We start from the raw sequence: 17,173 nt of genomic DNA, 5'->3' as shown, positions 1-17,173 counted from the left end.
AAAATAACGAATGTCAGAATTTAAAAAAATAGATAGAACAAGAGCCCAAGAATCTACAAATGCCATAGAAAAATTATACATTTCTATGCGTCATTTATTTGGTAGAGGTTTTTACAAACCTATGGGAATTTCTGGAGAAACTTTACGAAAATCATTATTACTATTAAGACCAGAAATTTATGGTTCTATTGCAGAAGAAAGAATCGAATTAAATGGTTTAACTTATGTAATTGAAAGACTTCCAGAAGGAATTGAAGAGTGCCAATACATAAATTTAACTGCAGACGAAGGCTATAAAAATTCTCATTTTAAACCAATTGTTCCTCCAAAAAGAAGAAGAAATTGTTATAGAATAGACAAAGATCAAATGAATATCGAGATTACCAGAGGAAGATCGGAAATCTATGATATTCTAACCCATTTAACCTTTTTGTTTATAGAATCTCATAAAATTCAAGTAAGAGTTACCTTAAATGATGGTGAAGATTTTACCAGAGAATGGAAACATTTAGAGGATATTGTGCTTCATCAAAAAGAAATATCTGAAGAAGAAAGAGAAGTAACTATTGTTCATTTAGCAAATATTTTAGGAAGAACTTTCGATGAAGTTTTAAGTATTTATAAAACTTTTTCTACGAAGGAAAATCCAGATCGTTTCTTTCAATTAATATATTGGTTAGGCAAATTAGCTATTAACGAAGTTTTCGAAAATAACAAAAGAACAGTTACTTTTAGTTCTGTTTTAGTGGAAGAAATAGGGCATCATATTTATGGAGAAATTTGGGCAAATAATATTAAAAAGGTTTTAAAATTGAACAATTTGTTAGAAAGACCAATACATATTATTAGTGCAAATATGCACAGTGTTTTAAATTCTTTATATGCTAAAAATGCACTTCCAAAAGAAGGCAAAGAGTTAAAGGGTTTTGAGCTGTATCAACTTTTAAGTAATTCGAACAGTAAACCTTTGCAGAAGAAAGTAAAAGAATTTGCCTCTTTAAATGGGTTAGTTTATATAAAAGATACATCAGGAACAAACATAGATGTACAAATAATAGATACTGCTAAAATAAATTTTGATGTTTTAGCGTTCTCTAAAAAAGAAAAATTAGAAGATAATGCAGTAATTATTGTAATGGACTATGCTTTTGGAGAACAAGCCTACGAAACTATGGACGAGTTACTGAAGCCTTACACTTGTGAGAAAAATACAAAAACGCATTTAGATGTAAAGTCGGTTTCAATAATGGGAAAAGCGGGTATTTTAGAAGGTGGAAAAGGAGATATTATGATTCCTTCTGCACATATTTTTGAAGGAACAGCAGATAATTATCCTTTTAAAAATGAACTTACTAAAGAAGATTTAGAAGGTTTTGGAGTAAAATCTTTTGATGGTTCTATGATTTCGGTTCTTGGGACATCTTTACAAAATAAAGATTTATTGAAGTTTTTCCACGACTCTACATGGAATGTAATTGGATTAGAAATGGAGGGAGCACATTACCAAAAAGCAATACAATCTGCTTCGAGAATTAGAGGAAATGTTTCGGAAGATATAAAAGTAAGATATGCATATTATGCATCTGACAATCCTTTAGAAACAGGAGCTACATTGGCTTCTGGTGGTTTGGGAATGACTGGAGTTACCCCAACTTATGCTATAACACAAAGAATATTAGAACAAATTTTTAGTAGTTAAATACAACATTATAAATATTAAATATGTCAACCAACCAACCAAAAAATAACGAAGAAGAAGTAGATTTAGGTTCGTTATTTGTAATTATAGGAAAAGGTTTCAAGAACTTTTTCAACTTTATAGGCAATATTTTTAAGGGAATTTTTCATGCAATTATTTCTGTTTTAATTTTTATAAAAGATAATATTATAAAAATAGGAATTGGAGCAGTTATTGGCTTTGCAATTGGTCTTTTTTTACAAGTAAGAACAACAGACAGGTTCGAGTCTGATATGTTAGTGCAACCAAATTTTAAAAGTTCTCGACAATTGTATAATAATGTAAATTATTATAACGATTTGGTAAAACAGAAAGATACACTTGGATTACAAACCACCTTTAACCTAAATGAAGTAGAAGCAGTTTCTTTAAGAAAATTTATTATAGAACCTATCGTAAATCAAAACGATGTTATAGACTCTTACAACGATTTTATTCAATCAGTGGATACAACTACAGTTAAAAGCTACACATTCGAAGATTTTAAAGCTTCTTTTACAGATTTAGATTATAAAGTCCATAAAATAAATGTCATTTCAGAAAAAAATAACATATTTAATAAGTTGGATGATGTAATAATTTCTTCTGTGGTTAAAAATAAATATTTTAATCGTTTAAAGGAATTAACCAACGAAAATTTAAATAGAACAGATTCTATTTTAAGAGAAAATTTAACACAAATAGACACTTTACGAAAAGTTTATATGCAAGTGATGGTGGAGGAAGCTAAAAAGCAAACTACTGGAACGAGCATAGATTTAGGTGGCGAAAAAAGACCTACTAAAGAGTTGGAACTATTTGAAACCAACAATAAAATTAATAGCAATCTAAAAAACATTGCTATTGATAAATCTGAAAAATATGAAGTAATTAATGTTATTTCTAACTTTCAGCCAATAGGAACAAAAATTTCTGGAATTACTAAAAATAAGGCAGTGCAATTAGCAATTTTAGGCGCTTTATTAATGGTTTTTATTTTATTACTACTTAAATTAAATGCTTTTTTAAATACGTATAAAAAATAAGGATGCAAACAATTTTAATTACTGGTGGTGCAGGTTTTATTGGTGCTAATTTTATTCCTTATTTTCTTGAAAATAATAAAGAAATAAAAGTTGTAAACTTAGATTTGCTAACCTATGCAGGAGATTTAAGTAATTTAAAAGAAGTTGAAAACCATCCTAAATATAATTTTGTTGAAGGTGATATTTGCGACAGAAATTTGGTTGAAAAATTATTTAATACTTACAATTTTTCTGGAGTTATTCATTTTGCAGCAGAATCGCATGTAGATAATTCTATTAAAAACCCAGATGCATTTGTAAGAACCAATGTATTTGGAACATTTAATTTGTTAGATGTTGCTAAAAATTATTGGATGTATGCACCTAATAATTTCAAAAAGGGATTTGAGAAAGCAAGATTTCATCATATTTCTACAGACGAAGTTTATGGAACTTTAGGAGAAACAGGTTTATTTACGGAAAACACTCCTTATGCTCCAAATAGTCCATATAGCGCATCAAAAGCATCTTCCGATTTTATGGTTAGAAGTTATTTTCATACCTATGGAATGAATGTAGTTACTACCAACTGTTCCAATAATTACGGACCAAAACAACATAACGAAAAATTAATTCCTACTATTATTCTAAAAGCCATTTCTGGAGAACAAATTCCCATTTATGGAGATGGAAAAAATATTAGAGATTGGCTATATGTTTTAGATCATTGTACAGGAATAGAAATTGTTTATAAAGAAGGTAAATTAGGAGAAACCTATAATATTGGTGGAAAAAACGAACGAAACAATTTATATATAGCAAATAAAATTTGCGAAATTTTAGATGAAATTCAACCTAAAGAAAATTCTTATAAAAAACAAATAACTTTTGTAAAAGATAGACCTGGTCACGATTTAAGATACGCAATAGATGCTTCTAAAATAGAACATGAGTTGGGTTGGAATGCAAATGAAAATTTTGAATCTGGCATTAAAAAAACAATTGAATGGTATTTAAAAAAGTATCAATAATATGAAAGGAATAGTTTTAGCAGGAGGTTCTGGTACAAGGTTACATCCATTAACATTAGCAGTTAGTAAACAGTTAATGCCAGTGTACGATAAACCGATGATTTACTATCCAATTTCCACATTAATTTCTGCAGGTATAAGAGAAATACTTATTATTTCTACACCTCAAGATTTACCACTTTTTAAAAAACTATTAAAAGACGGAACGCAAATTGGTTGTAATTTTCAATATGAAGTTCAAGAAAACCCTAATGGATTAGCAGAAGCATTTATTATTGGTGAAAAATTTATAGGTAAAGACAAAGTAGCATTAATTTTAGGAGATAATATTTTTTATGGTTCTGGTTTGTCTAATTTACTAAAAGCAAATAATAATCCAGATGGAGGTATCGTTTATGCATATCATGTAAACGACCCAGAAAGATATGGAGTTGTAGAATTTGATGATGATAATAACGTACTTTCAATAGAAGAAAAACCAGACGAACCAAAATCTAATTTTGCAGTACCTGGAATTTATTTTTATGATAATGAAGTTGTAAATATTGCAAAAAATATAAAACCAAGTAAAAGAGGCGAGTTAGAAATTACGGAAATTAATAATATCTATCTAAAAAAAGGAAAACTATCTGTCCAAATTTTAGACAGAGGAACTGCTTGGCTAGATACTGGTACTTTCGATTCTTTAATGCAAGCAGGGCAATTTGTACAAGTAATAGAAGAAAGGCAAGGTTTAAAAGTTGGGTCTATAGAAGAAGCCGCGTTTAGGGCAGGATTTATTTCTAAAAAACAAATGATATCGTTAAGTAAGCCTTTATTAAAAAGTGGTTACTCAAATAACTTATTAAAAATATAATGAAAGTTACAGAGACGTTTTTAAAAGGTTGTTTTGTAATAGAACCTAAAGTTTTTGGAGATAAAAGAGGTAATTTTTTTGAAGTTTTTAGTCAGAAAATTTTTGAAGAGAAAACAGGTTTAAAAATAGAGTTTGTACAAGATAACCAATCTATTTCGCAAAGAGGAGTTTTAAGAGGTTTGCATTTACAAAAAGGAAAATTCGCACAAGCTAAACTCGTAAGAGTTATAAAAGGTAGTGTTTTAGATGTTGCTGTAGATGTTAGAAAAAATTCACCAACGTATGGTAAACATTTTTCAATAGAATTATCCGAAGAAAATAACAAACAATTATTTGTGCCAAGAGGCTTTTTACATGGTTTCTCTACTCTAGAAGATAATACCATTTTTTCTTATAAATGCGATAATTATTATCACAAAGAAGCAGAAGATGGTGTTATCTTTAATGATAAAGATTTAAATATAAATTGGAAGTTAGAAAAAGATGATATTTTACTATCAGAAAAAGATAAAATTCTTCCTACTTTTTTAGAGTTTAAAAAATTGAAATAACATTAAAAATAAGTTAGAAACACACATACTAATATGGGAACAGGAAACGATATTACTATTAAAGATTTAGCGAATCTTATAAAAGAAGTTGTTGGTTTTAAGGGTGAGTTTGTTTTTAATTTAGACAAGCCAGATGGTACAATGCGTAAAGTTACAAATGTTTCTAAATTAGAGAAATTAGGTTGGCAACATTCTATAAAATTAGAAAAAGGAGTACAAATGATGTACGATTGGTATTTGAAATAATTTTAATACATTATTTTTTATTAAAAAAGAGTTTTATCTATGAAAAATAAAATTTTAATTGTTTTTGGAACGAGACCTGAGGCTATAAAAATGGCTCCCTTAGTTAAAGAATTTAATAATAATTCAGATAAGTTTGAAACAAGAGTTTGTATAACAGCACAACATAGAGAAATGTTAGATCAGGTATTGCAATTTTTTGAGATAACTCCTTATTATGATTTAGATTTAATGAAGCCGAATCAAAATTTGTATTCTTTAACTGCAGAAATTATTAATAATTTAAAACCTGTTTTAGAAGACTTTTTGCCAGATTTTGTATTTGTACATGGAGATACTACAACAGCGATGGCTACAAGTATATCTGGCTTTTATTCTGGCGCAAAAATCTGTCATGTCGAAGCTGGTTTAAGAACATTTAATTTAAAATCGCCTTTTCCAGAAGAAATGAATAGATCTGTAATAAGTGTAATGGCTAACCTACATTTTGCACCCACAACTATTTCAGTTCAAAATTTACTTAGAGAAAATAAGAAAAAAGAAGATATTATTTTAACTGGAAATACGGTTATAGACGCCTTATTATATAGTGTAAAAAAAGTGAATTCTAATTTTAAAGATTCCGAAATAGAATCTTTAAAAGAATATGTAAATCCAGATAAAAGAATAATTTTAGTTACTGGGCATCGTAGAGAAAATCATGGAAGTGGCTTTATAAATATATGCAAGGCCTTAAAGAAAATTGCAAAAGAAAACAGCGATTGTAATATTTTATATCCAGTACATTTGAATCCTAATGTTCAAAAACCAGTTTTCGATTTATTAAAAGACATTAAAAATATTAAATTACTCAACCCATTATCTTACCCAGCTTTTGTATGGTTAATGGAAAAATCTTTTTTAATTATAACAGATAGTGGAGGTATACAAGAAGAGGCTCCAAGTTTAGGGAAACCGGTTTTAGTAATGAGAGATACAACAGAAAGGCCAGAAGCTGTAAATTCTGGAACAGTAATTTTAGTGGGGGCAAATACAACTAAGATAGTGGAACAGACGAATAGATTATTAAAAAACTCAGAAGCATACAAATCTATGAGTGCTTTACACAATCCTTATGGAGATGGTAGCGCCTCAAAAAAAATTGTAAATCATATTATAAACATTTGCAAGTAGGTATTTTATTTTCTTTAATGGAAAAATTTTTATAAAAAATAAATTTGATTAAAAAAAAACTTAATAACTTATTAAAATCAGACTTACAAGCAAAAATTGCGAAAGGAGTATTTTGGTCTTTTTTAGGAACATTTATTTCTAGAGGTTTCACTTTTATTGCCTATATCTTAATAGCAAACTCTATCGATATTAAAGCGTATGGAGAGATTGGAATTTTAAAATCTATTATTATAACATTTAGCCTTTTTAGTTTAGCTAGTTTTGGTATTACTGCTACAAGATATATTTCTATATATAAAGAGACAGATCTCTCTAAAGTAAAAAGAATTTTATCTTTAACGTATTATTTAACAATTGGCATTAGTTTACTAATGTTGCTCGGAATTATTTTCTTTTCAAAATCTTTTTCTACAGAATTATTAGGGAGCGAAAATTTTAAAACAGAAACAATTATTATTTCTTTTGCAATTTTTTTCTCTGCGTTAAATGGTTTTCAAAATGGTGCTTTAGGAGGTTTCGAGAAGTTTAAAAATATTTCAACAGTAAATATTGCTAGTGGAATTTTAGCAATACCTCTACTTTTTGTTTTAACCAAGTTTTATGGGGTAGTTGGATTTTGTATAGGTATTTCCATTCAATATTTTTTTCTATTCCTTTACTCGTCTTTCTTTTTGAATAAGGCAATGAAAGAAAATAAAATTAGTTTTATAACAAAGAATATTTTTGATGAAATAAAAATTATAAAAAAGTTTAGTATTCCTTCTTTTTTAGGTGGATTTATTATTAGTCCAACCATATTAATTTGTAATACAATATTAGTAAAATCTAAAGGAGGGTTTGTTTCTATGGGTATATACGAAGCTGCTTTTAATTTTTCTATTGTAGCAATGACATTTAACTCGATGATTGGGCAGGTACTATATCCATATGCAGTTAAAATGTTTGATAAAAAAAATCAAAAATTCGATTTTTTAAATTTAAATATGCCTTGGATTATAGGAATTTTTTTAGGTTTATTTTTAATTTACCTTCCAGACGTTTTTTCACTTATTTTTGATGAACAATATCACAATGAAAGTATGTATCGAACAGTTTCATGTATTGCTGTTTTTATAATTTTTATTAGTCATAGACAAGGAATTTCGAGAAATTTAGCAGCAATAAATAAAATGTGGTATGGATTGTTAGATAATTTAATCTGGGCATTTTTAGCAGTTGGCTTTACGTTTCTTTTAGTTGATAAAGGCGCATCAGGAAGAGCATTTGCTTTTGTTTTGGCGTATTTAATAAACTCAATAATTGTACTTCCACTTTATATAAATAAAAAAGTATTTCATAAAGATTTTATACTTTCAAAAGAAAGTGTAGGATTGTGGTTACTTATTTGTGTAAGTTTCTGCACAGTTTTAGTAGATTTAAATATTTTAATAAGATTATTATTATTAATTAGTTCCTTATTTTTACTTGTTTTAATATCTTACAAATGGTATTTAAGGTTTCTTAAAACAAAGTAAGAAAACCTATTATAATTTACAACTTACAGAAACTGTCTGTACAGAAGAAGTTTTAATTATTATATTTGTTTATTCACAGTTTTTTTTAATTAACTGTATAATTATAACAACTGCTAAGAAGAATAATTAATGATTAAAAATCCAAAACCAACAATTTACATTATTTACGGTCTTGTCTTAGACCTCGAAGGAGAAGAAATTGTTATTGGTGGAATACAAAAATATATTTTGGGTTTGGTAGAGGTTTTTCACCAAAAATATAACATTATAATTATACAAAGTGCCAAAAAAGATTTTGTAAAAGAGTTTAAAACCTACAAAGTATTTGGCTTTAATACCAATACTAAAGGTAACATAGGAAAGGAACTTTTCTCTAAAATAAAAGCTAAAATTCAAGTTTCAGATTATATTATTTGGGGAACAGATAGAATTTCAACCAAAATAAAACATAAAAATGTTATAGCAATTCAACATGGTATTACGTTTGATTTTATTGATTATGGAAGTATTAAAATTGGAAGCTTATTAAAAAAGAGCTTGTTTTTATCTATAATTTATAGAATGTTTCAGCAATTAAGTGCTGTAAAATATTTCTTAAGAACAGATAAAGTTATTTGTGTCGATTATAATTTTTTGAATTGGGTAAGAACAGTTTTACCAAGAAACCTTACAAAAAGAGCAGTAGTTATTCCTAATTACTCTGAAATACCGGAATTAAAACCTAAATCGAAAAAAAACAAACCTATAAAAGTACTTTTTGCTAGACGTTTTGTGGAGTATAGAGGTGTTTACATATTATCTGAAATTATAGAAAACTATGTAAAACAAGAAAATGAGATAGAGTTTGGTGTTTATGGAGAAGGTCCTTTGGAAGATTTTCTAAAAAATAAATTTCAAAAATTTAAAAATGTAAAAATATCTAGCTACAACCCAAATAATGCTTTAGAAACTTTATTAAAATATGATATTTCAATAATTCCCACGATTGGTAGTGAAGGTACCTCGTTAAGCTTGCTAGAATCTATGGCTTGTGGTTGTGTGCCAATTGCAACCAATGTTGGTGGTATGACTAATGTTGTAATTGATGGTTATAATGGTTTTTTAGTAAATCCAATTGCTAAAGAGTTTTGCGAAAAGATAGATTATTTGATTAAGAATAAATCTGAAATGGAAGAATTAAGTAACAACGCTAGACTTTCTGTTGAAAAAGGATTTTCTTTCCAAATTTGGAAAAAGAAATGGGAACAAGTATTAAAGATTAGAAACTAAATATGGAAACTATTCTAATTTATTTCGTTTTTCTATCCATATTAGTTATTACATTAAAAAAAACGGCAATTTCGTTAGCAATTTTACTGAATATTAATCTTTTTAGAGCAATCCCGTATGTAAATTATAAACATCCTTTTTATGGATATTATAACGAAAACGATATTTTATTAGGCGCAATTTTACCCATTTTGTGTTTTATAATTATTATTCTTAAAATTTTTTGGAAAAAGAAAAAAATTAAATATCATTTAGATGTGTTCGATGTTTTTATGGTTTTGTTAGGAGCAATAATGGTCGTTTCAATTCTAGTATCTCCAAATAAATCTACTTCTATTTTATACACAGGAATATTTTTAATTTTAGGATGCCCTTTTTACTTTGTAACAAAGCTCTTTTTTTTTAATTCTAAAAATCAAAAGAAAGATTTTTTGCTGTTTCTTGGTTCCCTTGTTTTCTTCGGCATTATTTTTTCAATAATAAGTTTATATCTACATAGTATTGCGAAATATCCATACGAAAGAATGACGTTTCCTGGAGTGTACCCAATTCCATTCTGCTTGTTTCTATGCATGTCTTTAATTATTTTAATTCTATATCAAATAAAACCAAACTTTAAAACAGCTCTTTCAAAAAGGAAAAAGATTTTATTTTCTTTACCTATTTTGTGTGTTATTGCATTTTCAATTATAAAAACTAATACACGAGGCCCTGTATTTGCAACGATATTATCTTTTGTATTTTTACTATTAATGTTTTTTAGAATAAAACTAAATACAAAAATAATTATGGGTTTTATATTTAGTTTTTTTATGGGACTAGTCGTTTTTGTTACTGCATTCGATTTTAATAAAATTGCAGTTAGATTTATAAACTTAGTACCAAAAGATGCAGATTCTCTTAGCCCAAGAATTCTTGCGTATTTAGATTCTATACATTTATTATTTGTTAGACCTTGGGGTATAAGTGTTGGAACTTTTGGCGAATTTTACTATGCGAATTCTAATAATGAATCTGGAACCTATGCTCACAACGTATTTATGGAACTAATATCTAGTTTTGGGGTTATTGGTTTATTATTATCATTTTTAATTATTTATGTTTGCTTACATGAGTATAATTTTATAATTAAAAATCAGAAAAAAATATTTTCGGATAACTTTTTGTTTATTACAATTTGTCTTTTTTTATTCTTCTTTTTCGAAGCCCAATTTAGCTTTACACTAAATACCCATAAAGGTTGGTATTTAACAATGGCTTTATATTCTGTTTTTAAGTTTAAATTATTAAAAAATAAATATAATGAAGGGTAATATTTTATGTTTAAAAAAAGATTTTTTACTAATAGTGGCTTTTATTTTATTTGGATTAATACCACTAACTTCGTTTAGATTAGAATCTATTTTTACGTTTATATTTTTTCTAATATTAATGTTTCATGCAATTATAAATCGAAAGAAAAAGGGACTAAAAAATAAGTGGCTGTTTGTTTTAAATGCCTCTTTGTTTTTTGTTTTACTAATCTCTTTAATTGATGGAGTTAATGTTTTAACGTATAAGAAATTAGAGCAAATGGCTTCCCTATTAATATTTCCTATTTTTTTTTATTTTCTTAGTAAAGAAGGAAGTGATAAAAATAAAGAATTGTTTAAACTCTGGAAATCTGTATTTGTTATTTCTACATTTATATTAACATTAATTTGTTTTTATTTGATAAGTCAATATTCGAACCCAAGATATCCCAATTTAGATTCAAATTTCTTTAAAAATGCAATAATACATTCACAATATTTTTCTAGACATCCAGCATATATTTCTATTTATCTTAACATCTCTATTTTAATAAGTTTAGATCGTATTATTAGAACAGAAAACAAAATTATTTCTAGTTTAATGTTAGCTACATTTTTATTGTTATTGTTTTTATTCTCTGTAAAAATGGCAATTATTGCTTTGTTTTTATCAATAATTATTTTTCTATTTTTTACACTAAACCTTAAATTATTTTTTAAAAGAGCCTCTTTTTTATTAATTCCTATTATACTTTTTATTGCTTTTGCACCACCTAAATTTAATAGATTTTCTAACTTATTTAAAACAGAGGTATTTAATCAGAATACTCAGTATAACTCCATATTTATTCATAAACAAACAATTATTAGTGCAATAAAAATTTTTAAGGATAACTTATTATTTGGAGTAGGCATAGAAAAGTCAAACATGTTAGTAAACAACTCTGTAAGAGAAGTTTTTAAACACAACCCAAATGTTGTTTATAATTCCCATAATCAATATTTAAGTTATGGATTACATGCAGGGTTGTTAGGTTTAATTGTATTATGTTTAGTAATTTATTTTGCGTTACGAAATAGTTTTTCGAGTGATCGTGTAATGTTTGCGATACTTTTGTATTTTAGTATTATATTCTTAACAGAAAATGTATTAGAGAGACAATCTGGTTTAATTCTTTTTGCTTTTTTAATTAACATTGTACCAAATCTTAGAACAGAAAAAACCTATATTAGAAATTAAATGAATTTAATTATACAGACTTGTGTTCCTTCATATAGGTTAAATGTTTATAAATATATTATTGATAAAAATAAAGATGTAGAAATTATTTCAGGTGAAGAGTTTTATTCTAGTACCATAAAATCGGATAAAAGAACTCCAAATGTCTTATGGGTTAAAAACCTTTTTTTTCTTAAACGAAAATTTCTATTTCAACAATTACCTTGGAAAAAAATTTATAATGCCAAATCAATAATTATTGAATTTAACTTAAGAAATGTTTCTTTTATTTTAGTTTTTCTTATACGTTTATTTAGCAATAGAGAAATTTTTCTTTGGGGTCATGCATGGTCTAGAAGTGGAGAAAATAGTAAATCGGAATATTTTAGATCTTTCTTCAAAAAACACAGTTCAGGCTTTATTGCTTATACAGAAAAACAAAAATTAGAATTAGAAAAACAGTTTCCCGAAAAAGTTATTTATGCAGCCAACAATTCTATTTATTATAAGCATGAAATGTGCCCAATAATAGAAGAAAAAAATAATGTTACAAACTTTATTTATGTTGGAAGATTGGTAAAGGATAAAAAGATTATGTTTTTAATTGAAGCATTTAAAAAAGCAATTAAATTTTTACCTTTAGAAACAAAACTAATTATAGTGGGTTCTGGAGATGAATTAGAAAACATTAAAAATTTCATAAACAAAAATCAACTTAAAGAAAGCGTGTATTTATTAGGGCATATTTCTGATAAAAACCAACTTAAAGAACTTTATTCTAAATCAATAGCTAGTGTTTCACCAGGTTATGTAGGTTTATCTTTAACACAAAGTTTGGGTTTTGGAGTTCCAATGATTATTTCTAAAGACGAACCCCATTCTCCAGAATTAGAGGCCGCAGAGTTAGAAATTAATTCGCAGTATTTTAAAACAGATAATTTAAATTCTTTAAAAGATACATTAATTCAATTTTCTAAAGAAAAAGAAAAGTGGTTAGTTAAAAGAAACCAAATATCCTTAGATTGTAAATCTAAATACTCAATAGAGAAAATGGCAGATCCCTTCTTGACTATTTTTAATAAATATGAATAAAATTTTAATTATTGGACCTTTCCCAGACCCTATATCTGGAGTTTCTTTGGCAAATAAAGTTGTTAAAGAAGAGTTAGATAAATCTTCTAATTTTAAAACAGATATAATCAATACATCTTATCCGATTTTTCAAGAAAACATTGGAACTTTTACATTTCACAAATTATTTTTCTATCTAAAACTTAACGTCAAAGCATTAAAAGTTTTTAGAAACGATACTATATATATTACACCAGGGCAAACTTTTTTTGGCATCTTAAAATACACAGTTTTTATCTTTTTGGCATCTTTATTAAATAAAGAATTAATTATTCATGTACATGGAAATTATTTAGGAAACCAATATCAAAAATTAAAAGGTATAAAAAAGAAAATATTTTATTTTTTAATATCAAAATTCACAAAAGGCATTGTACTTTCTTCTTCATTAAGAGATAATTTATTACCTTTTTTAGACGAATCTAAGATATTTGTAGTGTATAATTTTGCTGAAGATTACTTATATAATAACTCATTACCAAGTACATATGATAAATTAAAAATTATTTATTTAAGTAATTTAATGGAAGAAAAGGGAATACTTTTTCTATTAGATACCTTAAAAGAATTAGAAAAACAAGAAATTAATTACGAGGCGAAAATTGCTGGAAATATAGACGAAAGTTTAAAAGATTTAATTTTAGAAAAAATAAATAATTTACAAAATACTTCTTATGAAGGAGTAGTATATAGGGAGGAAAAAAAGAAATTACTAGAATGGAGTAATATTTTTGCGCTACCAACGTTCTACAGAATGGAAGGCCAACCTATTTCTATTTTAGAAGCATTAGCTACTCAAAATGTTATTATTGCAACTAACCATGCAGGGATTCCAGATATTATAAAAACAGAAATTAACGGATATATTGTAGAGCCTAAAAGTTCTAACAGTATTTTAGAACCACTTTTATTTCTAAACGAAAATAAGTTTAAAATAAAAGAGATTGCAGATGCCAATAAAAAATATTTTATTGATAATTTTACGGTGAAAAATTTCACAGAAAAAATTACTGAAACTTTAAATGCAGATACAAGAGTTAAATAAATTTGAATTACCGAATAATTTTCGAGGTAAAAACGCATTTATCGTTCAACTTTGGTGGTTAGTACAAGCAATTTTTTTTAGAACTTCTCCCCAATTTCTATATGGGTATAGGCGTTTTTTATTAAGATTGTTTGGAGCAAAAATCGGAAAAAAAGTAATTATAAGACCATCAGTAAAAATAACGTATCCTTGGAAAGTAAGTATTGGAGATTATTCTTGGATTGGAGATGATGTAGTTTTATATTCTTTAGGAGAAATAGAAATTGGTAAAAATGTTGTGGTTTCTCAGAAATCCTATTTATGTACTGGGTCTCATGATTATTTATCATCTAATTTTCCAATTTATGCAAAAAAAATAATATTAGAAGAACAAGTTTGGCTTGCTACAGATGTATATATTGCACCAGGAGTTTCAATAGGAAAAGGTAGTGTTATAGGTGCAAGAAGTAGTGTTTATAAAAACATACCTAAAGGATGGATTTGTTATGGAAATCCTGCAAAACCAATAAAAAAAAGAATTGAAAAAGAGCATAACAATAATAGGAGTTAACTATTTCCCTGAGGATACTGCTATAGGTTTATACACCTCTCAACTTGCCAATTACTTCAATAGTAAAAATATTGAGGTAAATATAATTACGGGTTTTCCTTACTACCCAGCTTGGAAAATAAGTTCAAATTATAAATCAAAAAAAACATTTTATAAAGAAAATATAAACGGAATAAATATATTTAGGTACAAACAATACGTGCCCAAAAATCCAACTTTTTTTAAAAGAGTATTACATTTATTAGACTTTACATTAGGTTCTTTTTTTAATCTTTTTAAGATAAAAAAAACAGATATAGTTTTATGTATAGTCCCATTTACATCCGTTATTTTTTTAGGTAAAATACTTTCAAAATTAAGAAAAGCTAAGCTTTGGGTTCATATACAAGATTTTGAGTTTGATGCAGTTACAGATTCGAATATTATTAATAGTAAAGAAAATAAATCCATTTCCTTTAAATTATTATTTTGGATTGAAAAAAAATTATTAAACTCTGTAGATTTAGTTAGTACAATAAGTAACCTAATGGTCTTAAAATTATCAAAAAAGATAAAAAAAGATAAAAAAAGAATTTTATTACCAAACTGGGTAGATTTAGATTTTGTAAACCCTAAAACATCAAAAAAACATCCATATTTAGAGTCTAAGAAATTCAAAATTTTATATTCGGGTAATATCGGAGAAAAGCAAGATTGGGAATTCTTTATAGAATTTGCAAATATGCTAAAAAGCAACTTAGATATAGAAATAATTGTAGTTGGTAATGGTAGTAAAAGAGAATGGTTATTAGATAAAGTAGCAAGCTTAAACAATGTTTCCATGTATTTACCTGTTGCATATAATAAGCTTTCCGATTTATTATGTAGCGCAGATTTACATATACTTTTTCAAAAAAATAACGTTATAGATACAGTTATGCCATCCAAGATATTGGCAATGATGGCAAGTCAAAAACCATCTATAATTACAGGAAATCTTAAGTCAGAAGTTTATTCTATTATTAATGAATCTAGCGCTGGTGAGTATTTTTGTAATACAGAGTTAGAGGAAGTTATAAAAGTAGTCTTACAATTAAAAATAAATAAAAAATTAAGAAATAAATACGGAGAAAATGCTAGGAAATATGTTTCTACAAATTTTTCAAAAGATATAATTCTAAAAAAATTTGAAAATACATTCTTAGAACTATAATGGAAAATAAAATTAGAAAATATTCATATTTAATAAGACCACTATTAATGATAGTAGACCTTTTGGCGCTGTTTTTTGTAGTGTATTATTATTCTAATAAAGATTATTTAAGTCCACAGTTTATTTTTTACACAGTCTTTTTCTGGATTTTAATAGCATACTATACAAAGTTTTATAATGTTTATAGATATACACATATATCTAGATTATTAGCACTAACTACATCACATTTTTTTATTTTCTCATTAGCTTTTTTCTCTTATTTTAGTTTTTTTAGAGAAGGAGAAATTATAAGAGAGCAATTTAAAACGGTGTTAACATTTATTTTAATTATTACCTTTTTAAAGTTTCTATTCTTTTTTATTTTGAAGAAATATCGTTTATCTGGAGGTAACTATAGATCTGTTATTGTTTTTGGAAGCAGTAAATCTGCTCAAAACGTAGTAGATTTGTTTAGTGAAAGACAAGATTTAGGGTATCGTTTTAAAGGTTTTTTTTCAGATAAATTAAGTAGTTCAAATAAATATTTAGGTTCTATTAAAGCAGGGTTAAATTATACAATTACCAATACAATAGATGAAATTTATTGTGAAGTTAACTCGATATCACCACTGCAACTAAAGGAAATAAGAAGTTTTTCAAATGAAAATAATATTGAAGTACGATTAATTCCAGAAAATAAAGCAATTTATAGTAAAGATTTTACTTTAGAATATTTTGGAACAATACCAATATTAAAACCAAAGAAATTACCTTTCGAAAAAACAGAAACCCATATTGTAAAAAGAATTTTTGATGTTATTTTTTCAATTCTTGTAATTATTCTTTTATTATCTTGGATGCTTCCAATTTTATGGATTTTAGTAAAACTAGATTCAAAAGGGAGTTTCTTTTTTAAGCAAGTTAGAGATGGAGCAGATGGGAAACAGTTTTATTGTTATAAAGTTAGGTCTATGAAGATTAATGGTAATTCCGATTTAATTCACGCAACAAAAAACGATCATCGAATTACTAAAATTGGCGCTTTTCTAAGAAAATCTAGTTTAGATGAATTGCCTCAATTTTTTAATGTTTTAAAAGGAGATATGAGTGTAGTTGGACCTAGACCTCATATGAATATTCAAACAAAAAAATACTTAAAAGAAATAGATAATTACATTGTAAGAAACTCCGTAAAACCAGGAATAACAGGCTTAGCACAAGTCTCTGGATTTAGAGGAGAAATAGAAAAAAAATCGGATATAGAAAATAGAGTACGTTTAGATATATTTTATATAGAAAATTGGTCTTTTATTTTAGACATAAAAATAATTTTTCAAACGTTTTTTAACATATTTAAAGGCCAAGAGAAAGCGTATTAATTAA

General features: G+C 26.5%; 16 protein-coding genes. All 16 read left to right on the top strand.

Annotation, left to right across the window (positions count from 1 at the left end):
• The first annotated feature begins 10 nt into the window (after positions 1-10).
• The 16 genes from H9I45_RS09980 to H9I45_RS09905 all read left to right on the top strand — a co-directional run bounded on the left by H9I45_RS09980 (position 11) and on the right by H9I45_RS09905 (position 17,169).
• Positions 11-1,699, top strand: coding sequence for a DUF6909 family protein (locus H9I45_RS09980; RefSeq protein ID WP_088352359.1), 1,689 nt, complete (start codon positions 11-13; stop codon positions 1,697-1,699).
• Positions 1,700-1,722: 23 nt separating this feature from the next.
• Positions 1,723-2,763 carry a hypothetical protein gene (locus H9I45_RS09975; RefSeq protein ID WP_088352358.1) on the top strand — a complete coding sequence of 347 codons (1,041 nt, stop codon included), beginning with the start codon at positions 1,723-1,725 and terminating at the stop codon, positions 2,761-2,763.
• A gap of 2 nt (positions 2,764-2,765) precedes the next feature.
• Complete coding sequence (gene rfbB / locus H9I45_RS09970) at positions 2,766-3,773, top strand: dTDP-glucose 4,6-dehydratase (protein ID WP_088352357.1); 1,008 nt, start codon at positions 2,766-2,768, stop codon at positions 3,771-3,773.
• Position 3,774: 1 nt separating this feature from the next.
• A complete protein-coding gene (gene rfbA, locus H9I45_RS09965; protein ID WP_088352356.1) occupies positions 3,775-4,629 on the top strand; it encodes a glucose-1-phosphate thymidylyltransferase RfbA in 855 nt (284 codons plus the stop codon).
• The gene (gene rfbC, locus H9I45_RS09960; protein WP_088352355.1) at positions 4,629-5,180 is read left to right on the top strand and encodes a dTDP-4-dehydrorhamnose 3,5-epimerase; all 552 of its coding nucleotides are present in this window, start codon (positions 4,629-4,631) and stop codon (positions 5,178-5,180) included. Before rfbA ends, rfbC begins: the two co-directional genes overlap by 1 nt.
• 33 nt (positions 5,181-5,213) lie before the next feature.
• The gene (locus H9I45_RS09955; RefSeq protein ID WP_088352354.1) at positions 5,214-5,426 is read left to right on the top strand and encodes a Rossmann-fold NAD(P)-binding domain-containing protein; all 213 of its coding nucleotides are present in this window, start codon (positions 5,214-5,216) and stop codon (positions 5,424-5,426) included.
• Positions 5,427-5,465: 39 nt separating this feature from the next.
• On the top strand, positions 5,466-6,596 hold the full coding sequence (gene wecB, locus H9I45_RS09950; RefSeq protein ID WP_088352353.1) for a non-hydrolyzing UDP-N-acetylglucosamine 2-epimerase: 1,131 nt from the start codon (positions 5,466-5,468) through the stop codon (positions 6,594-6,596).
• 44 nt (positions 6,597-6,640) lie between these two features.
• Positions 6,641-8,110 (top strand): oligosaccharide flippase family protein, encoded by a 1,470-nt coding sequence (locus tag H9I45_RS09945; protein ID WP_176397504.1) that lies wholly within the window; start codon positions 6,641-6,643, stop codon positions 8,108-8,110.
• 129 nt (positions 8,111-8,239) lie between these two features.
• Positions 8,240-9,379, top strand: a complete 1,140-nt coding sequence (locus H9I45_RS09940; RefSeq protein WP_088352351.1) for a glycosyltransferase family 4 protein — start codon at positions 8,240-8,242, stop codon at positions 9,377-9,379.
• A gap of 2 nt (positions 9,380-9,381) precedes the next feature.
• A complete protein-coding gene (locus tag H9I45_RS09935; RefSeq protein WP_088352350.1) occupies positions 9,382-10,692 on the top strand; it encodes an O-antigen ligase family protein in 1,311 nt (436 codons plus the stop codon).
• Positions 10,682-11,911, top strand: coding sequence for an O-antigen ligase family protein (locus H9I45_RS09930; RefSeq protein ID WP_088352349.1), 1,230 nt, complete (start codon positions 10,682-10,684; stop codon positions 11,909-11,911). Before H9I45_RS09935 ends, H9I45_RS09930 begins: the two co-directional genes overlap by 11 nt.
• A complete protein-coding gene (locus H9I45_RS09925; RefSeq protein ID WP_088352348.1) occupies positions 11,912-12,982 on the top strand; it encodes a glycosyltransferase in 1,071 nt (356 codons plus the stop codon).
• Positions 12,975-14,066, top strand: a complete 1,092-nt coding sequence (locus tag H9I45_RS09920) for a glycosyltransferase family 4 protein (protein ID WP_088352347.1) — start codon at positions 12,975-12,977, stop codon at positions 14,064-14,066. Before H9I45_RS09925 ends, H9I45_RS09920 begins: the two co-directional genes overlap by 8 nt.
• Positions 14,044-14,616, top strand: a complete 573-nt coding sequence (locus H9I45_RS09915) for a putative colanic acid biosynthesis acetyltransferase (RefSeq protein WP_088352346.1) — start codon at positions 14,044-14,046, stop codon at positions 14,614-14,616. The genes H9I45_RS09920 and H9I45_RS09915 overlap by 23 nt, the downstream gene beginning before the upstream one ends.
• Positions 14,585-15,808, top strand: a complete 1,224-nt coding sequence (locus tag H9I45_RS09910; RefSeq protein ID WP_088352345.1) for a WcaI family glycosyltransferase — start codon at positions 14,585-14,587, stop codon at positions 15,806-15,808. The genes H9I45_RS09915 and H9I45_RS09910 overlap by 32 nt, the downstream gene beginning before the upstream one ends.
• A gap of 47 nt (positions 15,809-15,855) precedes the next feature.
• On the top strand, positions 15,856-17,169 hold the full coding sequence (locus H9I45_RS09905; RefSeq protein ID WP_228454846.1) for an exopolysaccharide biosynthesis polyprenyl glycosylphosphotransferase: 1,314 nt from the start codon (positions 15,856-15,858) through the stop codon (positions 17,167-17,169).
• Positions 17,170-17,173 lie beyond the last annotated feature (4 nt).

The organism is Polaribacter haliotis (assembly GCF_014784055.1).
In the GTDB taxonomy this organism is placed as follows: Bacteria; Bacteroidota; Bacteroidia; order Flavobacteriales; family Flavobacteriaceae; genus Polaribacter; species Polaribacter haliotis.
The sequence above is the reverse complement of the archived record's forward strand: the minus strand, read 5'-3'. Positions and strand labels throughout refer to the sequence as shown.

Coding starts and splice junctions, on each gene's coding strand:
- H9I45_RS09975 (WP_088352358.1), top strand. CDS start 1,723: ATGTCAACCAACCAACCAAAAAATAACGAAGAAGAAGTAGATTTAGGT.
- H9I45_RS09980 (WP_088352359.1), top strand. CDS start 11: ATGTCAGAATTTAAAAAAATAGATAGAACAAGAGCCCAAGAATCTACA.
- rfbC (WP_088352355.1), top strand. CDS start 4,629: ATGAAAGTTACAGAGACGTTTTTAAAAGGTTGTTTTGTAATAGAACCT.
- H9I45_RS09920 (WP_088352347.1), top strand. CDS start 12,975: ATGAATAAAATTTTAATTATTGGACCTTTCCCAGACCCTATATCTGGA.
- H9I45_RS09905 (WP_228454846.1), top strand. CDS start 15,856: ATGATAGTAGACCTTTTGGCGCTGTTTTTTGTAGTGTATTATTATTCT.
- H9I45_RS09930 (WP_088352349.1), top strand. CDS start 10,682: ATGAAGGGTAATATTTTATGTTTAAAAAAAGATTTTTTACTAATAGTG.
- H9I45_RS09925 (WP_088352348.1), top strand. CDS start 11,912: ATGAATTTAATTATACAGACTTGTGTTCCTTCATATAGGTTAAATGTT.
- H9I45_RS09940 (WP_088352351.1), top strand. CDS start 8,240: ATGATTAAAAATCCAAAACCAACAATTTACATTATTTACGGTCTTGTC.
- rfbA (WP_088352356.1), top strand. CDS start 3,775: ATGAAAGGAATAGTTTTAGCAGGAGGTTCTGGTACAAGGTTACATCCA.
- rfbB (WP_088352357.1), top strand. CDS start 2,766: ATGCAAACAATTTTAATTACTGGTGGTGCAGGTTTTATTGGTGCTAAT.
- H9I45_RS09935 (WP_088352350.1), top strand. CDS start 9,382: ATGGAAACTATTCTAATTTATTTCGTTTTTCTATCCATATTAGTTATT.
- H9I45_RS09915 (WP_088352346.1), top strand. CDS start 14,044: ATGCAGATACAAGAGTTAAATAAATTTGAATTACCGAATAATTTTCGA.
- H9I45_RS09955 (WP_088352354.1), top strand. CDS start 5,214: ATGGGAACAGGAAACGATATTACTATTAAAGATTTAGCGAATCTTATA.
- wecB (WP_088352353.1), top strand. CDS start 5,466: ATGAAAAATAAAATTTTAATTGTTTTTGGAACGAGACCTGAGGCTATA.